The following is a 19,436-nucleotide window of genomic DNA, read 5'->3' as shown; positions in this document are numbered from 1 at the left end:
TCCATCGCGAGCAAGCTCGCGCCTACAGTATCGGGCTTACCAAAAACGTTGCTGGGTCAACCGGCTCCACCAACTCAGCAATACGCGATCGACCGAGCCGCTGGCAGCCATGCCGATGCGTTCCGGCAGACTTTTGCGCTCGGCATAGTGCAGGTGATAGAGCTCGGACTGTTTTGCGCGCTCGGCCAGGTACTCGTCGCTGGTCTTGAGCTCGTCCACCAGTTGTTTGTCCAGTGCCGCCACACCCAGCCATATCTCGCCGGTAGCGACATCATCGATGGCCAGTTGGGGGCGATAGCGGGACACGAAGTTCTTGAACAGTTGATGGGTGATATCCAGGTCTTCCTGAAACTTTTCCCGCCCCTTTTCGGTGTTTTCGCCAAACACCGTCAGAGTGCGTTTGTATTCACCGGCGGTGAGGACTTCGAAGTCGATGTCGTGCTTCTTCAGCAGGCGATTGACGTTGGGCAACTGCGCCACCACACCGATCGAGCCGAGAATCGCGAACGGTGCGCTGATGATCTTCTGCCCGATGCACGCCATCATGTAGCCGCCACTGGCGGCGACTTTGTCGATGCACACGGTCAGCGGCACACCCGCGTCACGGATGCGTGCCAGTTGCGAAGACGCCAGGCCATAACTGTGAACCATCCCGCCGCCGCTTTCGAGTCGCAGCACCACTTCGTCCTTGGGTGTGGCGAGGGTCAGAAGTGCGGTGATTTCATGGCGCAGGCTCTCGGTGGCCGAGGCCTTGATATCGCCATTGAAATCCAGCACGAACACCCGAGGTTTGGTCTCGGGTTTCTTCTTTTGCTTTTTATCGGTTTTAGCCTGGGATTTACGCAGCGCCTTGAGTTGATCCTTGTCGAGCAAGGTTTGCTCCAGGCGTTCGCGCAGCCCTTTGTAGAAATCATTGAGCTTGCTGACCTGCAACTGACCGGCCGTCTTGCGTCGGCCCTTGCTGCGCAGGGCCGCAAAACTGGCCAGGACCACCAGAATGGCGATCACCAGGGTCACGGTTTTGGCAAGAAAGATGCCGTACTCGGTGAAAAACTCCACAGGGACTCCTTGAACGATGCGCGACTTGGTACGCGCGCGGGATACCTCAAGCATACCCATGCGCCAGCTCATCGGCCAGCCGTGAAACCTCTGGCAACAGGCGTGTAACGAGCATTTCAAACAAGCGTATGTTTTTTCATTGACAGCTCACCGCCATCCCCATAACCTCGCCAAACCTTCAACGTACCGGGATGACGCGGACGTGGGCAGTATCTATTTGATTCGACATGGCCAGGCCTCCTTTGGTGCAGACGACTATGACGTCCTGTCGCCGACCGGTATTCGCCAGGCAGAAATCCTCGGCCAGCACCTGGCCGAACTCGGGATCAGCTTCGATCGCTGCCTCGCGGGCGATTTGCGCCGTCAGCAGCATACCGCCAACAGCGCGCTGGAACAGTTCGCTGCCGTGGGCCTGCCGGTGCCGATCCTGGAGACTGATTCAGCGTTCAACGAATTCGATGCTGACGCAGTCATCCGCGCACTGTTGCCGGCGATGTTGGCAGACGAGCCAGACGCCTTGAACATCCTGCGCAACGCGACGCAAAACCGCGGTGAGTTCCAGCGCATTTTTGCCCTGATCATCGAACGCTGGCTCGCCGGCACCCATGACACCCCCGGGCTGGAAAGCTGGTTGGGCTTCGTCGAGCGGGTTCAGGCTGGCCTGCACCGAATCCTTGAACAAGCCGACAATACCCAGAAAATCGCCGTGTTTACTTCCGGTGGCACCATCACTGCCCTGCTCCACCTTATTACGCAAATGCCTGCAAAACAGGCCTTTGAATTGAACTGGCAAATCGTCAACACCTCGCTCAACCACTTGAAATTCCGTGGTCGCGAGGTGTCGCTGGCTTCCTTCAACAGTCAAACGCACCTGCAACTGTTGAAGGCCCCGGAACTCATCACATTTCGCTGAGTCCGGACTATTGTGACCCTGGCTGTATTCACCCAGCTCTTTTTACCCAAGAAAGGATCGAACCATGACCTCCGTAGCTGATGCCGTACAAGCAATGAAAGCCAAGTTCAACCCAGCCGCTGCCGCCGGTCTGGACCTGGTCTTCGGTTTTCGCATCGACGACACCAAGAACTTCTCGCTGATCGTCAAGGACAGCACCTGTGAGTTGCAGGAAGGCGAAAACCCGGACGCCCAGGTGACCCTGGTGATGGACGAGGAAACCTTGAAAGGCATCGTCAGCGGCGAAACCGACGGCATGCAAGCGTTCATGGGCGGCAAGCTGCGCGCTGAAGGCGACATGATGCTGGCCATGAAACTGTCCGAGCTGTTCCCAAGCTAAGCACGCTGCTCCCGATCTTCGGGAGTCGTCTGGCTGCAAGCGAATCCCGCCCCTCGTGGCGGGATTTGTTGTTTGAGTCTTTCACAATCCTGTATCTGTGCCCGGCAGGCACTCCTACAATACGAGCACCTTCAACACCGGCCTGCCCATGGATATCGACCTCGCCCGCACCTTCCTCGAAATCGTCCGCCACGGCAGCCTGGCTGCGGCGGCGGAAAAACTGCATGTGACACAAACCGCAATCACCGCCCGCGTGCAGAAACTTGAAGGCCAACTGGGCAGCACTCTGTTTATACGAAATCGCGCAGGAGCACGCTTGACGCCCAACGGTGAAGCCTTTGTGGTCTACGCCAATCAACTGGTGGAAACCTGGGAAGCCGCACGACGGGACCTGCCGTTGCCAGAGGGTTATCACAATGTGTTGCACATTGGTGGCGAGGTCAGTCTGTGCAACCCGCTGATGCTCGGCTGGGCCCGCCAAATTCGAGTGAAGATCCCCAGCCATGCCTTGCGCATGGAAATCCGTGACGGCGAAAACCTGCTGCGTCAGCTGGAACTGGGGGTTTTGGATGCGGCGCTGGTGTATCAACCCCAATACTGGCCACGCCTTCAGGTCGAGCAGGTTCTCGAAGAAAAACTCATCCTGGTGCGCCTGGCCAATCGACCCGATCCTTATGTTTACATCGACTGGGGCCCTGATTTCCGGCGCCAACACGATACTGCCCTGCCGGAAAACTCCAAGGCTGCCTTGAGCTTCAACCTGGGGCCGCTGGGTTTGCAGTACATCCTTGAAAACGGTGGCAGCGGCTATTTCCGGACCCGCGTCGTACAGAGCTATCTGGAAAGCGGAGCAATGGAACGGGTGCCAAAGGCCCCGGAATTCAATTACCCGACCTATCTGGTTTACTCCCGCGACCGCGACTCGCCAACCCTGCAACAGGCCTTTGATCTGCTGCGCGAAGTCATCGACTCCAACGAAGACTGGTCGCAACGCTGGGATCCGCTGACCTGAATGCATTTTTCACCGGAGCATGGCGGTTGTGTCCTTCAGGTTCACCTGTCTGAACGCCGAAATCGACTAATCTGCTGGGGATAACAAAAACGACAGGTGATTGCAGTGAGGCAGACCACCGATGCATTCCGCAGCCGCTACCGTGCCGCCGTTCATCCACGCTACAACCCATGGCTACACGGCACATTTGTCTTGCTGTTCGGGTCGGTGGCCATCAGCGCTTTCTGGAGCAATGTGCATCAGGTTCGGCCAGCAGAATGGCTTGCGGTGCCCGTGACCCTGCTGCTCTTGAACCTCGGGGTATATGGCGCCCACCGTCACCTTGGGCATCACAAAAAAAGCTTCTCCCGAATGTTTTATGCCCGACATGCCGGCGACCACCACAGCTTTTTCGCTCCCGGCCACATGACCTACGAAGATGCGCGGGACTGGCGGGTGATTCTGTTTCCAGCGTGGCTGATTGTGTTGCACACCTTGGTCATCACCCTGCCGCTGTGGTGGTTGCTCAAACAATGGAATACCAATGTCGCCGGACTGGTCGCGGGTTGCCTGGTCGTCGGCTACCTGGCCTATGAAGTGTTCCATGCCTGCGAACACTTGCCCCCGCACATCCCGATTTCGCGTCTGCCGTGGATTCGCCAGATGCGCCGCCTGCATGAGCTGCATCATCGCCGCGAACTGATGCAGGAGCGCAATTTCAACATCGTTTTTCCGCTGATGGACTACCTGTTTGGCACCCTCTACTGGGAGCCGGAACCTGAACTGTTCAACCTGACGAGAATCCCCATGACCCGCATGCAGCATCAGACCGTCATTGCCGGACATCCAATCCAGGTACTTGCCTACGCCAGCACTGTGTCTCTGTGGCCGCAATGGCATCCGTCGTCGCTGCGGATCGACGGCCCAAAAGGTCCGTTGCATGCCGGTGCGCGCTTCGAGGAAGACATTCGCGCCGGTGGACGCGATGGTCACCTGAGCTGGGAAGTGCAGGAATATTTGCCCGGGCGACGTTGGAGTGCGCAGGCTCAGGGTGACAATGGTTTGTCCTTGATCGTGACCTACGAGTGCAGCCGCGAAGGTGAAGACACCCGCTTCACCCGTACGCTGGAGTACCGCTTCAGTAGCCTGGCGATGCGAATTGCCAACCAGTTGCTGCTCAAGCGTCGTATCGATCACGAGTCGGCGGCATCACTGCGGGCGTTGCGCGAGAAGGCTCAACACCACCTGGCGGCGGGAGTTGACGCGTGAAGGTGCGCCATTTCGTGCTGGCCCTGATCATCGCGATTGGTGCCTTCTTGCTGTTGATGCCGACCAAGGTCAAACCGGTGGCCTGGACACCTCAACCAGCGCCCTCTCTCACCGATGGCCCCTTTGCCGAGAATCAGCGCCTCAAAGGCGTGGAGCGCGTAGGCGCATCGGACATCGACGGGCCAGAAGCCTTGCTGCTGGAGAACGACAGCCTCATCACCGGACTGCACGATGGCCGTCTGATCCGCACCAGCCTTGACGGCAAGACCACCAAAGTTTTGGCCGATACGGGTGGCCGCCCCTTGGGGCTGGCTCGCCATCCCAATGGTTTGCTGGTGATCGCCGATGCGATCAAAGGACTATTGTCACTGGACGCCCAGGGACGGCTGGTCGCGCTGACCACCGAGGCTGGCGGCACGCCGTTTGGTTTTACCGACGATGTGATCATCGACAAGCCTGGTCATTACGCTTATTTCAGCGACGCATCCAGCCGCTTCGGTTACGGCCATGATGGAGAGGCAGTGCTTGAGCATGGCGGTGACGGTCGTTTGCTGCGCTATGACTTCCAGACGGGCAAGACAACCGTACTGCTCGACAAACTGGAATTCGCCAACGGCGTCGCCATGGGGCCGGACGATGCGTTTGTGCTGGTCAACGAAACCGGCGCCTACCGCATCAGCCGTTACTGGCTCAGCGGGCCGAAAGCGGGCACCCACGACCTGTTCATCGACAACTTGCCCGGTTTACCGGACAACCTGTCGTTCAACGGTCACGACCGCTTCTGGGTAGCGCTGTATGCGCCGCGCAATGCACTGCTCGACGCCACCGCCCCACACCCGTTCGTGCGCAAGATGATTGTTCGGGCCCTGACCGTGCTGCCCAAACCGGTAGAGAAACACGGGTTCGCCCTCGGCCTTGACCTTGAGGGCAAGGTCATTGCCAACCTGCAGGATGCTGGCGCAGGCAATTACTCGCCGATTACCACGGTGCGCGAATATGGGGACTGGTTGTATTTTGGTTCGCTAAAGGCGCAGCACATGGTGCGGTTGCCGTTGAGCAAGGCATTCTGACAAACAACTGAAGGAGCGAGACTGCTCGCGATGGGCCAGTCAACCAACATCAATGTTGAATGGACTGGCATCATCGCGGGCGAGCCTGCTCCTACAAGGGCGGGTTCAGTCTGCCTCTTCTTCCGGGTCAGGACGAAGACTGCAGTTGCTCGACGATCTTGTCCTTGACCTCCAAACGCTTCGCCTTGAGCTTTGTCACCGTGTCATCGCTGGATTTTGCTTCCTCTGCCTTCAACACTTCGGCATCTGCCTGTGAGTACTTGTTGAGCAACGAATCCAGTAATGGATCCTTGGAGCGTTTCTGCTGGATTTCTTCCTTTGAACGTTTCAGATCCTGATAAAGGTCATGGGACACCGGCATGGAACACCTCCGTATGATGATCGGTAGTGAAACGCGATCGATTGCGTTCACCAACTATCAGAATGGCCTTGGTTGGGCGGTTCTGTCGACCACCTGTCAGACCAGCGGTGTCCGTTCGTCGTCCTGTCGCAAATGCGATAAAACCTTTGTGTCTGAATCGGCCTCCACACGTTAACGATCACCGGATCACCCATGAAAACCCGTGTGGAGAAAGACCAATGGACGGATTGAACTTGCGCCACCTCGCCCTGGCCGTAGCCCTGAGTACCAGCATGGGCACGGCTTTCGCTGCCACTTCCAATGATTTTGTCGATAAAGCAGCCGCCGGCGGCATTGCGGAAATCGAAACCAGCCGCCTGGCGCTGGAAAAAAGTGCCTCTGCCGACGTGAAGTCGTTCGCCAACATGATGATCACCGATCATTCCAAGGCCAACGATGAACTGGCAGCCATTGCAAAAAAAAATGACATCGAGGTGCCAGACACCACCACGCTGGTGAAGCAGGCCAAGGAAAAGATCCTCGACATGCGCGATGAATCCTTCGACGAGGCCTACGCCAACAACCAGGTCAAGGCCCACGAAGACACCATTGAGTTGTTCAAGAAAGAAGCCAATACCGTGACGGACGATAAAACCAAAGGCGCCACCGAGCTCAAGGGCTTTGCGCAGAAAATGCTGCCGGCGCTGGAAAAACACCTGGAGATGGCGAAAAAACTTCAGGCTGCTCATCCGAGCAAATAATTGCCTCGCACAATCACCAAAAGCCGCGTCCCCTGGCGCGGCTTTTTTATTGGACGACGTTCGGCAAACGCAAAAAAAAAGATCGCAGGCTTCGCCAGCTCCTACAGTTCTGGGTGCACACAAGAAAAATTCCTGCCCGGGACGAACAACTATTTCGTACGGCAAATGTCACTGACTTGCGCCGATCATTTTTTGGAGAATCGGCACACACTTTCAAGGAGTCAAAGCACATGGCGGCACTGCAGACCAGCACACTCGATGCAATGATCAAAAACCAGGCTCAATTGCTGACCGAATGGAAAAACGGCCTGGAAGCCAGCGGTGCCACACGCAACCTTAAAGAGCAGGATTTGCAGCAGCAGACGTCCGACTTTCTGCAATTGATCGTCGCCGGCCTGCAAAACGGCAACGGCCAGAACATCACCGCCGCCGGCTGGAACGATATCCGTCAATTCCTCGAAAAACTCTCCCATAGTCGCGCCCTCCTCGGGCAGGACTCGCACCAGACCGCCAGTTTCATTTTTTCGTTGAAAGGTCCGCTCTTTGCACTGCTGCAAAATCAGTATCAGGACAGCCCGGCGCTGCTGGCCGAACAGCTCTGGGAGATTTCCGAACTGCTCGATGCCCTCGGCATGCACACCATTCGCACGTTCCAGAAGTCCCGCGAGGCGGTAATCAAGCGCCAGCAGGAAGAATTGCTTGAACTGTCGACACCCGTGGTCAAACTGTGGGACGGCGTGCTGGCACTGCCAATGATCGGCACCCTCGACTCACAACGCACCCAAGTAGTGATGGAATCGTTGCTGCAACGCATCGTCGACACGGGTTCGGAGATTGCAATCATCGACATCACTGGCGTGCCGACAGTTGACACTCTGGTGGCGCAACACTTGCTCAAAACGGTCACGGCGATTCGCCTGATGGGTGCCGATTGCATCATCAGCGGCGTGCGCCCGCAGATCGCCCAGACGATCGTGCACCTGGGCCTGGACCTGCAAGGTGTGGTGACCAAAGCCAACCTGGCCGATGCCCTGAAACTCGCGCTGACCCGACTCGGGCTGACTGTCAGCAAGGTGGATTGAGCCCATGGAGCGCATTCCTATTTTGCAGATGGGCGACTTTCTGCTGGTGACCATTCAGGTCGACATGCATGACCAGTTGGCCCTGACCCTTCAAGACGATCTGTCCGAGCGCATCAGCCGAACATCCGCCCGGGGTGTGCTGATCGATATCTCGGCCCTGGACATGGTCGACTCGTTCATCGGCCGGATGATTGGCACCATTTCCGGGCTCTCGAGCATCATGGATGCCCAGACCGTGCTGGTGGGCATGCAACCCGCGGTCGCCATCACCCTGGTTGAACTGGGCCTGACGTTACCCGGCGTGAAAACCGCGCTGAATGTCGAACGCGGGATGAAACTGTTGCAGGACCGAGTACGTGAGCAATGAACGTGCGCAGCAGCGGCACTCAGTCGATCAACATCGAGCAGGACGTGGTGCTGGCCCGCCAGACCGCGCGCAAACTCGCGCAGGAATGCGGCATGCGCCTGATCGACCTGACCAAACTGGTCACCGCCGTCAGCGAGCTGGCGCGCAATACCATGGTCTACGGCGGTGGCGGTGACATGGACTGGCAAATCCTCGATGACGATGCCCGTTGTGGCTTGCGCCTGACCTTCCGCGATGAAGGGCCGGGCATCCCGGACATCAAACTGGCGATGACCGACGGTTGGACCTCCGGTTCCGGTCTGGGTCTGGGCCTGACCGGCGCCAAGCGCCTGGTGGACGAGTTTGAGCTCGACACCGCGCCAGGCCAAGGCACTCGCGTTACGATCACCCGATGGACATGAACATCGGCGGGTCGATGACCCAAGTCCTGGCGATCGAGGACAGCAGCCAGATCGGCCATGCCCGGCGCACCGCGCAAAACCTGGCGCAAATACACGGTTTCGATGCGACCGATGCCGGGCGGGTTGCGTTGGTGGCCACGGAACTGGCGAGCAATATCCTCAAGCATGCAGCCCGGGGCGAAATGCACTTGCGCGTCTTGCCGCGCAAGGGTGGCTTCGGTATCGAAATGCTCGCCGTCGACCGCGCCCAAGGCTTTGATTTGCAGGCGTGCCTCACCGATGGTTTTTCCACGGGGGGCACACAGGGCATCGGATTGGGCGCGGTGTCACGCCAGGCACAGGTATTTGATGTGTACGCCGACCACCGTGGCGCTGTGTTGTTGACCCGACTTTACCCACGCGAAGACAAGGCCCCGGACCGGCGAATCGGCGTCAGCCAGCATTCTTTGCACAACGACCCGGCCTGCGGCGATGTCTGGCATCTGGCCTTTGACGGTCCACACATCAGCGCCCTGGTGATCGACGGACTCGGGCATGGCGAAGACGCCGAAGTGGCCGCACGCGCCGGCGAAAAAGCCTTCGCGTTGTCGCCATTTGTCTCACCGGTACTGATGATGGAGGACCTTCACCAAGCCATGACCGCCACCCGTGGCGGTGCCGTGGCCGTTGCGCAGGTCGATACGGCCCGCAATTCATTGACCTTCACCGGCATCGGCAACATCGGCGCCTGCCTGATTGCACCGGAAAAATCCCGCGGCCTCGCCTCGCACCCCGGCATCGTCGGCGTGCAATATCGAAAGGCACAACCCTTTGACTATGCTCAAGTGAACGGACAATTGTTGATCATGTACAGCGACGGCCTGCAATCACGCTGGAACCTGCAGGACTATCCCGGTCTGGTGCACCGGCACCCCGCCGTGATCGCCGCCGTCCTGCACCGCGATTTCTGTCGCGGTCGGGACGATGTCACGGTGTTGGTCATTGCTCTGGAGGCCACCCATGGCTGAATCACCCTTGAGCCCGCTTGATGAGCAAGCCGCGCAAATCGCCCGACTGCAAAGCGAAGCCACGGCATTGCGCGAAGAGCTCGATGAAACCAATCAGGGCGTACTGGCGCTGTACGCCGAACTCGATACCCAGGCCGAGCAGTTGCGCCAGGCGTCTGATCTCAAAAGTCGCTTCCTGTCGTACATGAGCCACGAATTCCGCACCCCGCTCGGCTCGATCCTGAGTATTGCCAGCCTGCTGAGCGATGAGCTCGACGGACCTTTGAGCCCTGAGCAGCACAAGCAGGTCGCCTTCGTCAGCACGTCGGCCCGCGAGTTGAGCGACATGGTCGACGACTTGCTGGACCTGGCGAAGATCGAAGCCGGGCGCATCACCATTTCCCCGGCCTGGTTCGACATGTTCGACCTGTTCGCGGCTCTGCGCGGCATGTTCCGGCCCATTGTCGATACCAGTGCCGTCGACCTGATTTTCGAGGAACCCGTTGGCCTCCCGCGCCTGTACACCGACGACAAGAAGCTCGCGCAGATCTTGCGTAACTTCATTTCCAACTCGCTGAAGTTCACCACCCATGGCGAAGTGCGGGTCTCGGCACGACTGGAAGACGCGACGCACGTGCGATTTGCCGTCACCGACACCGGAATCGGTATCGCCCAGCAGCTACATGGCGCATTGTTCGAGGACTTCTCCCAGGTCGACTCGCCGCTGCAAAAACGCCTGCGTGGAACCGGGCTCGGCCTATCCCTGTGCAAACGCTTCGCGGGCCTGCTCGGCGGCGAAGTCGGGGTACAGAGCGCGCCGGGCGTGGGCTCGACCTTTTTCGTGATCATCCCGCTGGCCATCGCCATGGAGCCTGCCGATGAAACGTGACCTGCGCTTGCTCATCGTCGACGACAACGTCGCCACGCGCTATGCCTTGCGCCGTCGCCTGGAACGCCACGGTTATGAAGTGCTCGAGGCCGGTACTGGCACCGAGGGCCTGGAACTGGTCGCGAGTGTTGCCATCGATGCGCTGATCCTCGACGTCAACCTGCCCGACATGAGTGGTTTCGACATCGTGCGCAAATTGCGCTCCGAAGGCGCTACCGCCCTGCTCCCGGTTATTCACGTGTCAGCCGCGTCGATCCAGACCGGCGACATCATCACCGGACTCGACGCCGGTGCCGATGCCTACCTGATTCACCCGGTGGACCCGGATGTGCTGCTGGCCACCCTGCGCACGTTGATGCGGGTGCGCGACACCGAAAATGCCCTGCGTGAAAGCGAAGCGCGGTTTCGCGAGATCTTCGTCAATGTATCCGCGCCCATTGCCGTACTGGATGCGCAGTTGAAGGTACATGAATGCAACCACGCATTCGCGCAACTGGTGCAGGACAACCTGGACCCGGACACGCTGCGTGAGTGCTTCGCCGACGACCAGATTGCTATCATCGACGAGTTGCGTCTGCGCCTGGCCTATGGCGAGCGCTGGAAAGGCACGCTGAACATGCAGGTGCAGGGCGAAACACGAGAGACCCTGTGGCAGATTTCACCTTACCGCACACCCGAACTGAGCCTGGTGTTTGTCGAGGACGTCACCGAGCACCGCCATCGCGAACGCTCGCACCTGGCCCGACTGGATGACGCCACCACGCAACTGGCCAAGGAAGTCGCCGAACGGGCGCGCACCGAAGCTCAACTGCTGCAAGTGCAAAAAATGGATGCGCTGGGCAAATTGACCGGAGGCATCGCCCATGACTTCAATAACCTGCTCACCGGCATCATCACCAGCCTGGAACTGATCCAGAAACGCGTCGCCGAATCGCGCACCGAAAAGGTCGAGTTCTATGCCGAAGCCGCATTGAGCTCAGCCATGAGCGCCGCCTCACTGACCCACCGTTTGCTGGCGTTCGCCCGTCAACAGCCCCTCGACACGCGGCCAGTGGACATCAACGAACACATTCGCTCCCTAGAAGAATTGCTGGTGCGTACCATCGGCGAACGCATTGCGCTGAAACTGGAATTGACTTCAAAACCGGCTATCGCGCTGGTCGACCCGATTCAACTTGAAAGCGCCATGCTCAACCTGGTGATCAACGCCCGCGATGCCTTGCCCCAGGGCGGCAACATCTGGGTCAACACCTATGCCGCGTACTCCCATGGCGATCCGAACCTGGCCGATGGCGCGTACGTTGCACTGTCGGTCCGTGATGACGGGACCGGTATCGACCACAGCGTGATCGGCAAGGTGTTCGATCCGTTCTTCACCACCAAGCCGCTGGGCCAGGGTACAGGGCTCGGGCTGTCGAGCATTTACGGTTTCGCCCGGCAATCGGGTGGCGATGCGCACATCCGCAGCGTGGCACGACGCGGCACTGAAGTGACCATCATGCTGCCTGCCAGCACCGATCCCACGGCCAGCCTGGTCGAACCGGCCAATGTCGATCCGCAGGGAGCCGGTGAGCATGTGTTGATCGTCGAGGACACACCCTCGGTACGGCTGTTCGTCGCTGAGGTACTCGCCGATGCCGGTTATCGTTGTACTCAAGTCAGCGACATCGAAAGCGCGCTGGAGCGCCTGCAAAACGACCCGTCCATCGACCTGCTGCTGACGGATGTCGGCCTGCCACGTATGAGTGGCCGGGAACTGGCCGATATTGCCAGGGGCTGGCGCGAAGCGTTGCCGATCCTGTTCATGACCGGTTACGCCGAAACCGCGATCAATCGCCAGGTGTTCCTGGGCAGCGGCATGGAAATGCTGATCAAGCCATTTCAGATCAATGAACTGCTGGATAAGGTGCGCCGGACCCTGGACGGTGTCTGAAATTTAGTCCAATCCCCTGTAGGAGCGAGCAGTCTCGCGCCTACAGGGGTTTCGTCGCACACGGACGTTATGCTCACCGCAGATCCACTGTAGGAACGAGCATGCTCGCGATGGCGGTGTGTCATTCAGCGCATTTGCCGGCTGATACACCATCGCGACCAGGGGGCGGTCAGCCGTTGAGGACGGTGCGCACCATTTGCGTCAGCGCCTGCGGGCCATAGGGTTTGCTCAACAGATGGGTGTCGGGGCTGAGTTGGTGGTTGCGCGAGATGATGTCGCGGGTATGCCCTGATGTGAACAGCACAGCCACTGGCGGAACCTGGACTTTTGCCCAGGCGGCCAGATCCGAACTCTTGATCAGGCCGGGCATGACCACGTCAGTGAAAATCAGGTCCACCGCCGCCCCCTCCAGCAACATTTGCATGGCCATGTCCGCGTTGGTGGCCGTCAGGATTTCATACCCCTCGTCCCGCAGCAGCTCTACCACCGAAGCGCGTACCGCATCATTGTCCTCGACCACCAGAATGCGTTCATGCCCGCCAGGTTGATGCACATCAGGATTCGGCGTTTGCGCCGGTGCCAAGCGGTGGGTGCGAGGAAAATACAACTGCACCCGTGTCCCCTGCCCGACCTCGCTGGTGATCTCGATATGGCCGCCGCTTTGCTTGACGAAGCCAAATACCATGCTCAGTCCCAACCCGGTGCCCTGCCCGTCAGCCTTGGTGGTGAAGAATGGCTCGAACGCCTGTGTCAGCACCTGCGGCGGCATGCCAACGCCGGTATCCGCGACCGACACACGCACGAAATCGCCGGCGACGATGCCCTTGCCGACACAAAAATTGCGGTCGAGGCGGATGTTCTCGGCGCTCAGATCAATGTTGCCTTCGCCTTGCATGGCATCCCGGGCGTTGATCGCCAGATTGAGAATGGCATTTTCCAGTTGGTTGCGATCGACAAAGACACTCCAGGCATTTTCGGACGCGGTCATGTGCACCTGGAGCGTTTCACCCAGCGCGCGCTGCAACAGCTCTGCCAGATCGTCGAAGATCTGCCGCAACGTGAAGACCGCTGGCGACAACGGTTGCCGACGAGCGAACGCGAGCAATTGCGAGGACAGTTTTGCGCCACGCTCGACAGCGGCAATCGAGGCGGCAACCCGGCGCTGCACATTGGCATTGTCACGCTCGTGGCGCGCCAGCAAGTGCAGGTTGCCGGCGATCACTTGCAGCAGGTTGTTGAAGTCATGCGCCACACCACCGGTGAGGCCGCCGATGGCTTCAAGTTTCTGTGACTGGCGCAGTTGCTCTTCTGCCGCCAGCCGCGCCTCAACTTCGTCGGCCACCCGCTGCTCCAGATTGCGGGTGAACCTGAGCAGGGATTCTTCGGCGGTCTTGCGCTCGTGGATGTCGATCAATACGCCGGGGAAACGAAACGCTTCGCCTTGCTCATTGAACTCGCAACAGCCGCTGGCGAGTACCCAGAGATAGCTGCCGTCGGGACGCAGGACGCGGTATTCGACGTTGAACGGTTCGCCGGTTTGAACCGAATGCCTGACTTGCTCCTGAACCCAATCGAAGTCATCGACATGAATGCGCGCCTCCGCGATTTCCTGTGGCAGGTTTTCCAGAGTCTGCCCGGGCGGATAGGAAAACGTGCGGGCGAAACGCTCGTCACCGGACAGCACATTGGCCTTGATGTCCCACACGAACGAACCGAGCAAGGCCCCGGCATTCAGTGCCAGGCGCACCCGTTCGTTGTCGGCGCGATAAGCGTCCTCGGCAGATTGCCGACGACGTTCGGATATCACCCGCTCCGTGGTTTCGACCACCATGGCCAGAACCCCGGCCGGGCCTCCGTGATCATCAGCGACCGGACTGTAATAAAGATCCATCCAGACTTCTTCCGGAACCCCGTCACGTAATAGCACCAACTCTTTGTTGCGATAGGACAAGGTTCCACCTGCCAGGCAGGTATCGACCACATGCCGATTGAATTCGGCGACTTCCGGCCAGCCCAGTTCCACCGGAGAACCCAGCAGATAAGGGTGCCGCCCACCGGCAAATAACGAGTAGGCATCGTTATAAATCATGTATCCGGACTGGCCCCAGAGCATCACCATCGGCAACGGTGACGCGAGCATCATTTGCACGGTGCTGCTCAAGCTCCTGGACCAGGTGTCGAGCGGGCCCAGTTCGGTCTGGCTCCAGTCGAACGCACGAATGCGCCCGGCCATCTCGCCGCTCCAGCCCGAACATCCGTGACTATCCTCTAGAAACTGCATCGCTTGGCTCTATCCCGCTCATCTGCGCCCGTTTGATTCGAGCATCAGGCACGCCATTCGTTTCATAGAGGTATAGCTGATTCTCTCAGCCCTCAGCAGATCCCCTTGCAGGAGCGAGCCTGCTCGCGAAAAACGCCAACGATAATGCGGGGTGCCTGACGAATTGCGGCGTCCTGTCGTCCATCGCGAGCAGGCTCGCGCCTACAGGAATTACGGGTTCAGTGAAAATCCCGGCTACGCACATGGATACCGTCCAGCAACTCACTCAAGTCACTCAAGCGCCCGGCTATCAGGTGCCGGACCTCGCCCTCTTTCTCCCAGCGTCCATCGACCTTGAGCAACTGCGAACCGACCAGAACCTGACGCTGGCGCTCAGCGAGGTCGCGCCAGACCACCACATTGACGTTGCCGAACTCGTCTTCCAGGGTGACGAAGGTCACTCCGCTGGCGGTACTCGGACGTTGCCTGCCTGTCACCAGTCCGGCAACGCTGACCGGTCGCCCGTGTTCGACTTCAAGCAGCTCTTTTGAACTGCGGCAGCGCCGGGCTTTCAGTTCACTGCGCAACAACGCCAACGGATGCGGCCCGAGGGTGGTACCCAGACTGTTGTAATCGGCGAGCAGGTCTTCGCCGACCGTGGGTTTGGGCAGCGCCACCGCGCCCTCCTCCTGACTCGGCAACCCGGCGAACAGGCCGAGCTGTTTCTGCACACCCGCCACTTCCCAGCGCGCCCGATGCCGATCACCGGCCAATCCACGCAACGCACCGGCATCGGCCAGTAGCTCCCGGGCACGGGCATCGAGCCCCGCCCGCTCGCCGAGGTCGGCGATGTCGGCAAACGCTCCGTTCCCACGCGCCGCCTCGATGCGCCGGGCATCGTCCTCGCGAAAACCCTTGATCATGCGCAGGCCCATGCGAATCGCCGGTTGCGCACCGGCAAGCGGTTCCAGACTGCAATCCCAGTCGCTGGCGCGCACGTCCACCGGGCGAACCTGCAAATGATGACGGCGCGCATCCTGCAGAATCTGGTCCGGGCTGTAGAAGCCCATCGGCCAGCTGTTGATCAGCGCACAGGCGAAGGCCGCCGGTTCGTGGCACTTCAACCAGCAACTGGCGTAGGTCAGCAAGGCAAAACTGGCGGCGTGGGACTCAGGAAAACCATAACTGCCGAAGCCCTTGATCTGCTCGAAAATCTGCGCGGCGAATTCGGCGGTATAGCCCTTTTTCTTCATGCCCGCGGCCAGGCGCTCCTGGTGCGGTTCCAGCCCACCGTGACGCTTCCAGGCCGCCATGGACCGACGCAACTGATCGGCCTCGCCGGGGCTGTAGTCGGCAGCGACAATGGCGATCTGCATCACCTGTTCCTGAAACAGCGGCACACCGAGGGTGCGCTTCAACACTTCCCGCAACTCTTCGGAGGGGTAGCTTTCGAGTTCTTCCTTGTTTCGACGACGCAGGTACGGGTGCACCATGCCCCCCTGAATCGGCCCCGGACGGACAATCGCGACCTCGATCACCAAGTCATAGAATTTGCGAGGCTTGAGCCTGGGCAGCATCGACATTTGTGCCCTGGATTCGATCTGGAACACGCCGACGGTGTCGGCCCGGCCAATCATGTCGTAGGTTTGCGAGTCTTCAGAAGGCACCGTTGCCAGGCTCAAATCGCGGTTGCGATGGCGACGCAGCAAATCGAAACAACGACGAATCGCGCTGAGCATGCCCAAGGCCAAAATGTCGACCTTGAGCAGGCCGACCGCGTCGAGGTCGTCCTTGTCCCACTGAATGATGGTGCGATCGGCCATGGCCGCATTTTCCACCGGTACGAGGTGGTCCAGCGGCTGCTCGGAAATGACGAAGCCGCCGGGGTGCTGGGACAGGTGTCGGGGGAAACCGATCAACTGCTGCGTCAGGCTCAGCACCCGGCGCAGCACCGGGCTTTCGGGGTCGAAGCCACCTTCACACAAACGTTCTACGGGCGGTGTTTGATCACTCCAGTGGCCACAACAATCGGCCAGGGCATTGATCTGGTCCGGTGGCAAACCCAACGCCTTGGCCACATCACGCACCGCGCCGGCGGCATGGTAAGTGCTGACCACCGCGGTCAGCGCCGCGCGCCCCCGCCCATAGCGATTGAACACGTACTGCAGGACTTCCTCGCGGCGTTCGTGCTCGAAGTCCACATCGATATCCGGCGGCTCGTTGCGCTCCTTGGAAATGAAGCGCTCAAACAGCATGTTCATCCGGTCAGGGTCGATCTCGGTGATGCCCAAGGCGAAACATACCGCCGAGTTGGCCGCCGAGCCCCGACCCTGGCACAGGATTTTCTCGCGTCGGGCGAAGGAGACGATGTCCTGAACGGTCAGGAAATAACTTTCATAACCCAGCTCGGCGATCAGCCCGAGCTCCTTGTCGATCAGCCCGCGCACCTTTTCGCTGGCGCCTTTGGGCCAACGCTCGCGGATGCCGCGCTCGGTCAACTCGCTCAGCCAGGAGGTGGCGGTATGCCCCTCAGGCACCAGTTCGCGGGGATATTGATAGCTCAATTGACCCAGATCGAAGGTGCAACGCCGGGCGATCACCTGCGTTTCTTCCAGCAGGGCTGGCGGATAAAGCGCCTGCAGAACATCGACACTGCGCAGATGCCGCTCGCCGTTGGGGTGCAGACGCAAGCCGGCGTCGGCCACCGGCAAGTGATGACGGATCGCGGTCATGGTGTCCTGCAAGGCCCGCCGACCACGTGCGTGCATGTGCACATCGCCGCTGGCCACCGCGGGAATTCGCAACTCCCTGGCCAGGGTCAACAGCTCGCTCAGGCGCCGGGCATCGTCCTGGCCGCGATGCAATTGCACCGCCAGCCACAGGCGTTCGGCAAAGACTTGTTTGAGCCAATGCCCTTGCTCAAAAGCGTTGACTGCATCCGGCACCCACAACGCCAGCAGCCCCGGCAGCGGTTCGCTGAAGTCTTCACGAAGCACCTGATACTGGCCTTTGTGCGTGCGGCGTCGGGCACGTGTAATCAAGCGACACAACGATTGATAGCCCTCAAGACTCTCCACCAGCAGCACCAGTTTCGGGCCGTTTTCGATACGCACTTCACTGCCGATGATCAGCGGCAGCTCCACGGATTTCGCTGCCTGCCAAGCACGAACAATCCCCGACAAGGTGCACTCATCAGTGATCGCCAGTGCCTGATAGCCCAGCTTTTTGGCTCGCTGAAACAGCTCGAGCGCACTGGAGGCGCCGCGCTGGAAGCTGAAGTTCGACAGGCAGTGCAGCTCGGCATATTCGATGTTCATGCGAACCAGCCCTGCAACCACAACGGGCCGTCCTCACCCACCGCCCGGTAGGCCCAGCCCTGCTGGCCGGCGCGGGTTTCGATCAGGTAATAATCCCGGCGTACATCACCGCCGTCCCACCAGCCAGACTCGATACGCTCCGGCCCCATGAGGATGCGTGCCGAGCCTTGGTGCACGGCCAAGGGTTCCGTCAGCAGCCAGCCCGGCCGTTTGGCGGCGCCAAGACCTGCACAGGGCTGATGGTCGGCGCTGGCCTGCCAGGCGCACTCGGGTCGATGATCGGCCTGAAAGCGCAGGCCATGCACCGCGTCATCCCCCAGCCGTGCGCGCAAGCGTTCGCGCAGTTGTTCCCAGGGCAAGGATTGCTGCGGACGATCATCGAACAGTTCCTGATGCTGGGGTACGAAGCTCGGCAAGTCTTCGGCGCGCAGACGGAAGCCGCGCACCGGCGCCTCGACCTGGACTTGCTCCAGTCGCCCCCGGGCCAGTTCAAAGAGCATTGCCGGATCGCGCTCGGCGCTGAGCAGACCGACCTTGATCAGCGTGTCCGGCAACCCGGCGTGCTCCAGGTGCAGGTCAAAACGCTGTACGCCACTGTCACGACCGCAGAGGAATGCCGCCAGATCACCAGTCAACCGGCGCAATGGAAACAGCAAGGCCTGATGGGACTGCACATCGAAATTGAGCTCGATGCGCACATCGAAACGGTCCGGCGGCAGGTAGAACGCCAGCGCGAGCCGGCGTACCCCGAGCAGCGCGTCCAGATGCTTGAGCACCTGGGCCTCGAAACGCCGAGCGAGGCTATGCCGGGGCAACGCCTGCACCTGGTTCAAGGTGCGCAGCCCCATGCGCGACAACGCCGTGGCAACCGATGCCTCCAGCCCGATCCGGTCGACGGGCAATTGTCCCAGGTGATGCTGCAAGGCCTGATCGTCTGGCACCACGAGGCCGTCATATGCGTTGGCCAGGACCCGTGCCGCCACCGGATTGGGCGCGGCGACGATGCGATGACGAAAACCCAGTTCGCCAAGTTCGCGACGCAAGCGTGCCTCGAATTGCGGCCAGTCACCGAACAGCCCGAGGCTGGACTCGATTTCAAACACCACGGCTCGCGGGTAATGCACGCTGACCTGGGAACTGAAGCCATAGGCCCAGGCGGCGAGAAACTGCTGCCAGTGCTCGATGTCGGCGGCGTCATATTCAGCCGTGACAAAACCTTTGCTCAAGGCCTGGGCGGCGCTCATGGACTGACCGGGGCGCAAGCCCAAAGCCCGCGCCGGACCATTGACAGCCTGCAACACCCGGCGCTGGGCCGGGCCGGTCAGCAAAACCAGAGGCTCATCGGGATCGGCACGCTGACGCAGTACCGCGTCCAGCGCCAATTGCGGGAAGAGAATGCAAACCCAGCGCATGGCAACC

At 60.1% G+C, this 19,436-nt stretch carries 17 protein-coding genes; 12 read left to right on the top strand and 5 right to left on the bottom strand.

Annotation, left to right across the window (positions count from 1 at the left end; translation table 11 throughout):
- Positions 1-36: 36 nt before the first annotated feature.
- Positions 37-1,059, bottom strand: coding sequence for a protease SohB (gene sohB / locus QMK58_RS13275; protein WP_053160902.1), 1,023 nt, complete (start codon positions 1,057-1,059; stop codon positions 37-39).
- 202 nt (positions 1,060-1,261) lie between these two features.
- Here sohB and QMK58_RS13270 point away from each other — a divergent pair, with 202 nt between their 5' ends.
- From QMK58_RS13270 to QMK58_RS13250, 5 genes are all read left to right on the top strand, one after another.
- Positions 1,262-1,972, top strand: a complete 711-nt coding sequence (locus tag QMK58_RS13270; protein WP_053160903.1) for a histidine phosphatase family protein — start codon at positions 1,262-1,264, stop codon at positions 1,970-1,972.
- A 64-nt stretch (positions 1,973-2,036) separates the two neighbouring features.
- Positions 2,037-2,351 (top strand): SCP2 sterol-binding domain-containing protein, encoded by a 315-nt coding sequence (locus tag QMK58_RS13265; RefSeq protein ID WP_053160904.1) that lies wholly within the window; start codon positions 2,037-2,039, stop codon positions 2,349-2,351.
- Between the two features lie 148 nt (positions 2,352-2,499).
- Entirely contained in the window at positions 2,500-3,363 is an 864-nt protein-coding gene (locus QMK58_RS13260) for a LysR family transcriptional regulator (RefSeq protein WP_053160905.1), read from the top strand.
- Between the two features lie 105 nt (positions 3,364-3,468).
- Complete coding sequence (locus QMK58_RS13255; protein WP_053160906.1) at positions 3,469-4,611, top strand: SRPBCC family protein; 1,143 nt, start codon at positions 3,469-3,471, stop codon at positions 4,609-4,611.
- 56 nt (positions 4,612-4,667) lie between these two features.
- Complete coding sequence (locus QMK58_RS13250) at positions 4,668-5,681, top strand: SMP-30/gluconolactonase/LRE family protein (RefSeq protein WP_320396534.1); 1,014 nt, start codon at positions 4,668-4,670, stop codon at positions 5,679-5,681.
- Between the two features lie 127 nt (positions 5,682-5,808).
- Here QMK58_RS13250 and QMK58_RS13245 read toward each other — a convergent pair whose 3' ends face one another.
- A complete protein-coding gene (locus QMK58_RS13245; RefSeq protein WP_053160908.1) occupies positions 5,809-6,042 on the bottom strand; it encodes a DUF465 domain-containing protein in 234 nt (77 codons plus the stop codon).
- Between the two features lie 218 nt (positions 6,043-6,260).
- Here QMK58_RS13245 and QMK58_RS13240 point away from each other — a divergent pair, with 218 nt between their 5' ends.
- The 7 genes from QMK58_RS13240 to QMK58_RS13210 all read left to right on the top strand — a co-directional run bounded on the left by QMK58_RS13240 (position 6,261) and on the right by QMK58_RS13210 (position 12,440).
- Positions 6,261-6,782 carry a DUF4142 domain-containing protein gene (locus QMK58_RS13240; protein ID WP_053160909.1) on the top strand — a complete coding sequence of 174 codons (522 nt, stop codon included), beginning with the start codon at positions 6,261-6,263 and terminating at the stop codon, positions 6,780-6,782.
- Positions 6,783-7,012: 230 nt separating this feature from the next.
- Positions 7,013-7,864: an STAS domain-containing protein gene (locus QMK58_RS13235; RefSeq protein WP_053160912.1), complete on the top strand. Its 852-nt coding sequence runs from the start codon at positions 7,013-7,015 to the stop codon at positions 7,862-7,864.
- A 4-nt stretch (positions 7,865-7,868) separates the two neighbouring features.
- On the top strand, positions 7,869-8,231 hold the full coding sequence (locus tag QMK58_RS13230) for an STAS domain-containing protein (RefSeq protein ID WP_053160913.1): 363 nt from the start codon (positions 7,869-7,871) through the stop codon (positions 8,229-8,231).
- The gene (locus QMK58_RS13225; RefSeq protein WP_053160915.1) at positions 8,228-8,632 is read left to right on the top strand and encodes an anti-sigma regulatory factor; all 405 of its coding nucleotides are present in this window, start codon (positions 8,228-8,230) and stop codon (positions 8,630-8,632) included. Before QMK58_RS13230 ends, QMK58_RS13225 begins: the two co-directional genes overlap by 4 nt.
- Positions 8,629-9,639, top strand: coding sequence for an ATP-binding protein (locus tag QMK58_RS13220; protein ID WP_053161356.1), 1,011 nt, complete (start codon positions 8,629-8,631; stop codon positions 9,637-9,639). The genes QMK58_RS13225 and QMK58_RS13220 overlap by 4 nt, the downstream gene beginning before the upstream one ends.
- Positions 9,632-10,507: a sensor histidine kinase gene (locus tag QMK58_RS13215; protein ID WP_053160918.1), complete on the top strand. Its 876-nt coding sequence runs from the start codon at positions 9,632-9,634 to the stop codon at positions 10,505-10,507. Before QMK58_RS13220 ends, QMK58_RS13215 begins: the two co-directional genes overlap by 8 nt.
- Entirely contained in the window at positions 10,497-12,440 is a 1,944-nt protein-coding gene (locus tag QMK58_RS13210) for a response regulator (RefSeq protein ID WP_053160919.1), read from the top strand. Before QMK58_RS13215 ends, QMK58_RS13210 begins: the two co-directional genes overlap by 11 nt.
- Positions 12,441-12,609: 169 nt before the next feature.
- On the opposite strand, the gene QMK58_RS13205 is transcribed toward QMK58_RS13210, so the two are convergent.
- The 3 genes from QMK58_RS13205 to QMK58_RS13195 form a co-directional block, all read right to left on the bottom strand.
- Entirely contained in the window at positions 12,610-14,721 is a 2,112-nt protein-coding gene (locus tag QMK58_RS13205) for a PAS domain-containing sensor histidine kinase (RefSeq protein WP_053160920.1), read from the bottom strand.
- 218 nt (positions 14,722-14,939) lie between these two features.
- Positions 14,940-18,038 carry an error-prone DNA polymerase gene (locus QMK58_RS13200; RefSeq protein ID WP_320396419.1) on the bottom strand — a complete coding sequence of 1,033 codons (3,099 nt, stop codon included), beginning with the start codon at positions 18,036-18,038 and terminating at the stop codon, positions 14,940-14,942.
- Positions 18,014-19,429 carry a DNA polymerase Y family protein gene (locus tag QMK58_RS13195; protein WP_320396418.1) on the bottom strand — a complete coding sequence of 472 codons (1,416 nt, stop codon included), beginning with the start codon at positions 19,427-19,429 and terminating at the stop codon, positions 18,014-18,016. The genes QMK58_RS13200 and QMK58_RS13195 overlap by 25 nt, the downstream gene beginning before the upstream one ends.
- Between the last annotated feature and the right edge of the window lie 7 nt (positions 19,430-19,436).

It is taken from the genome of Pseudomonas sp. P8_241 (assembly GCF_034008315.1).
Classification (GTDB): domain Bacteria; phylum Pseudomonadota; class Gammaproteobacteria; order Pseudomonadales; family Pseudomonadaceae; genus Aquipseudomonas.
This window is presented reverse-complemented; position numbering and strand designations above follow the sequence as displayed.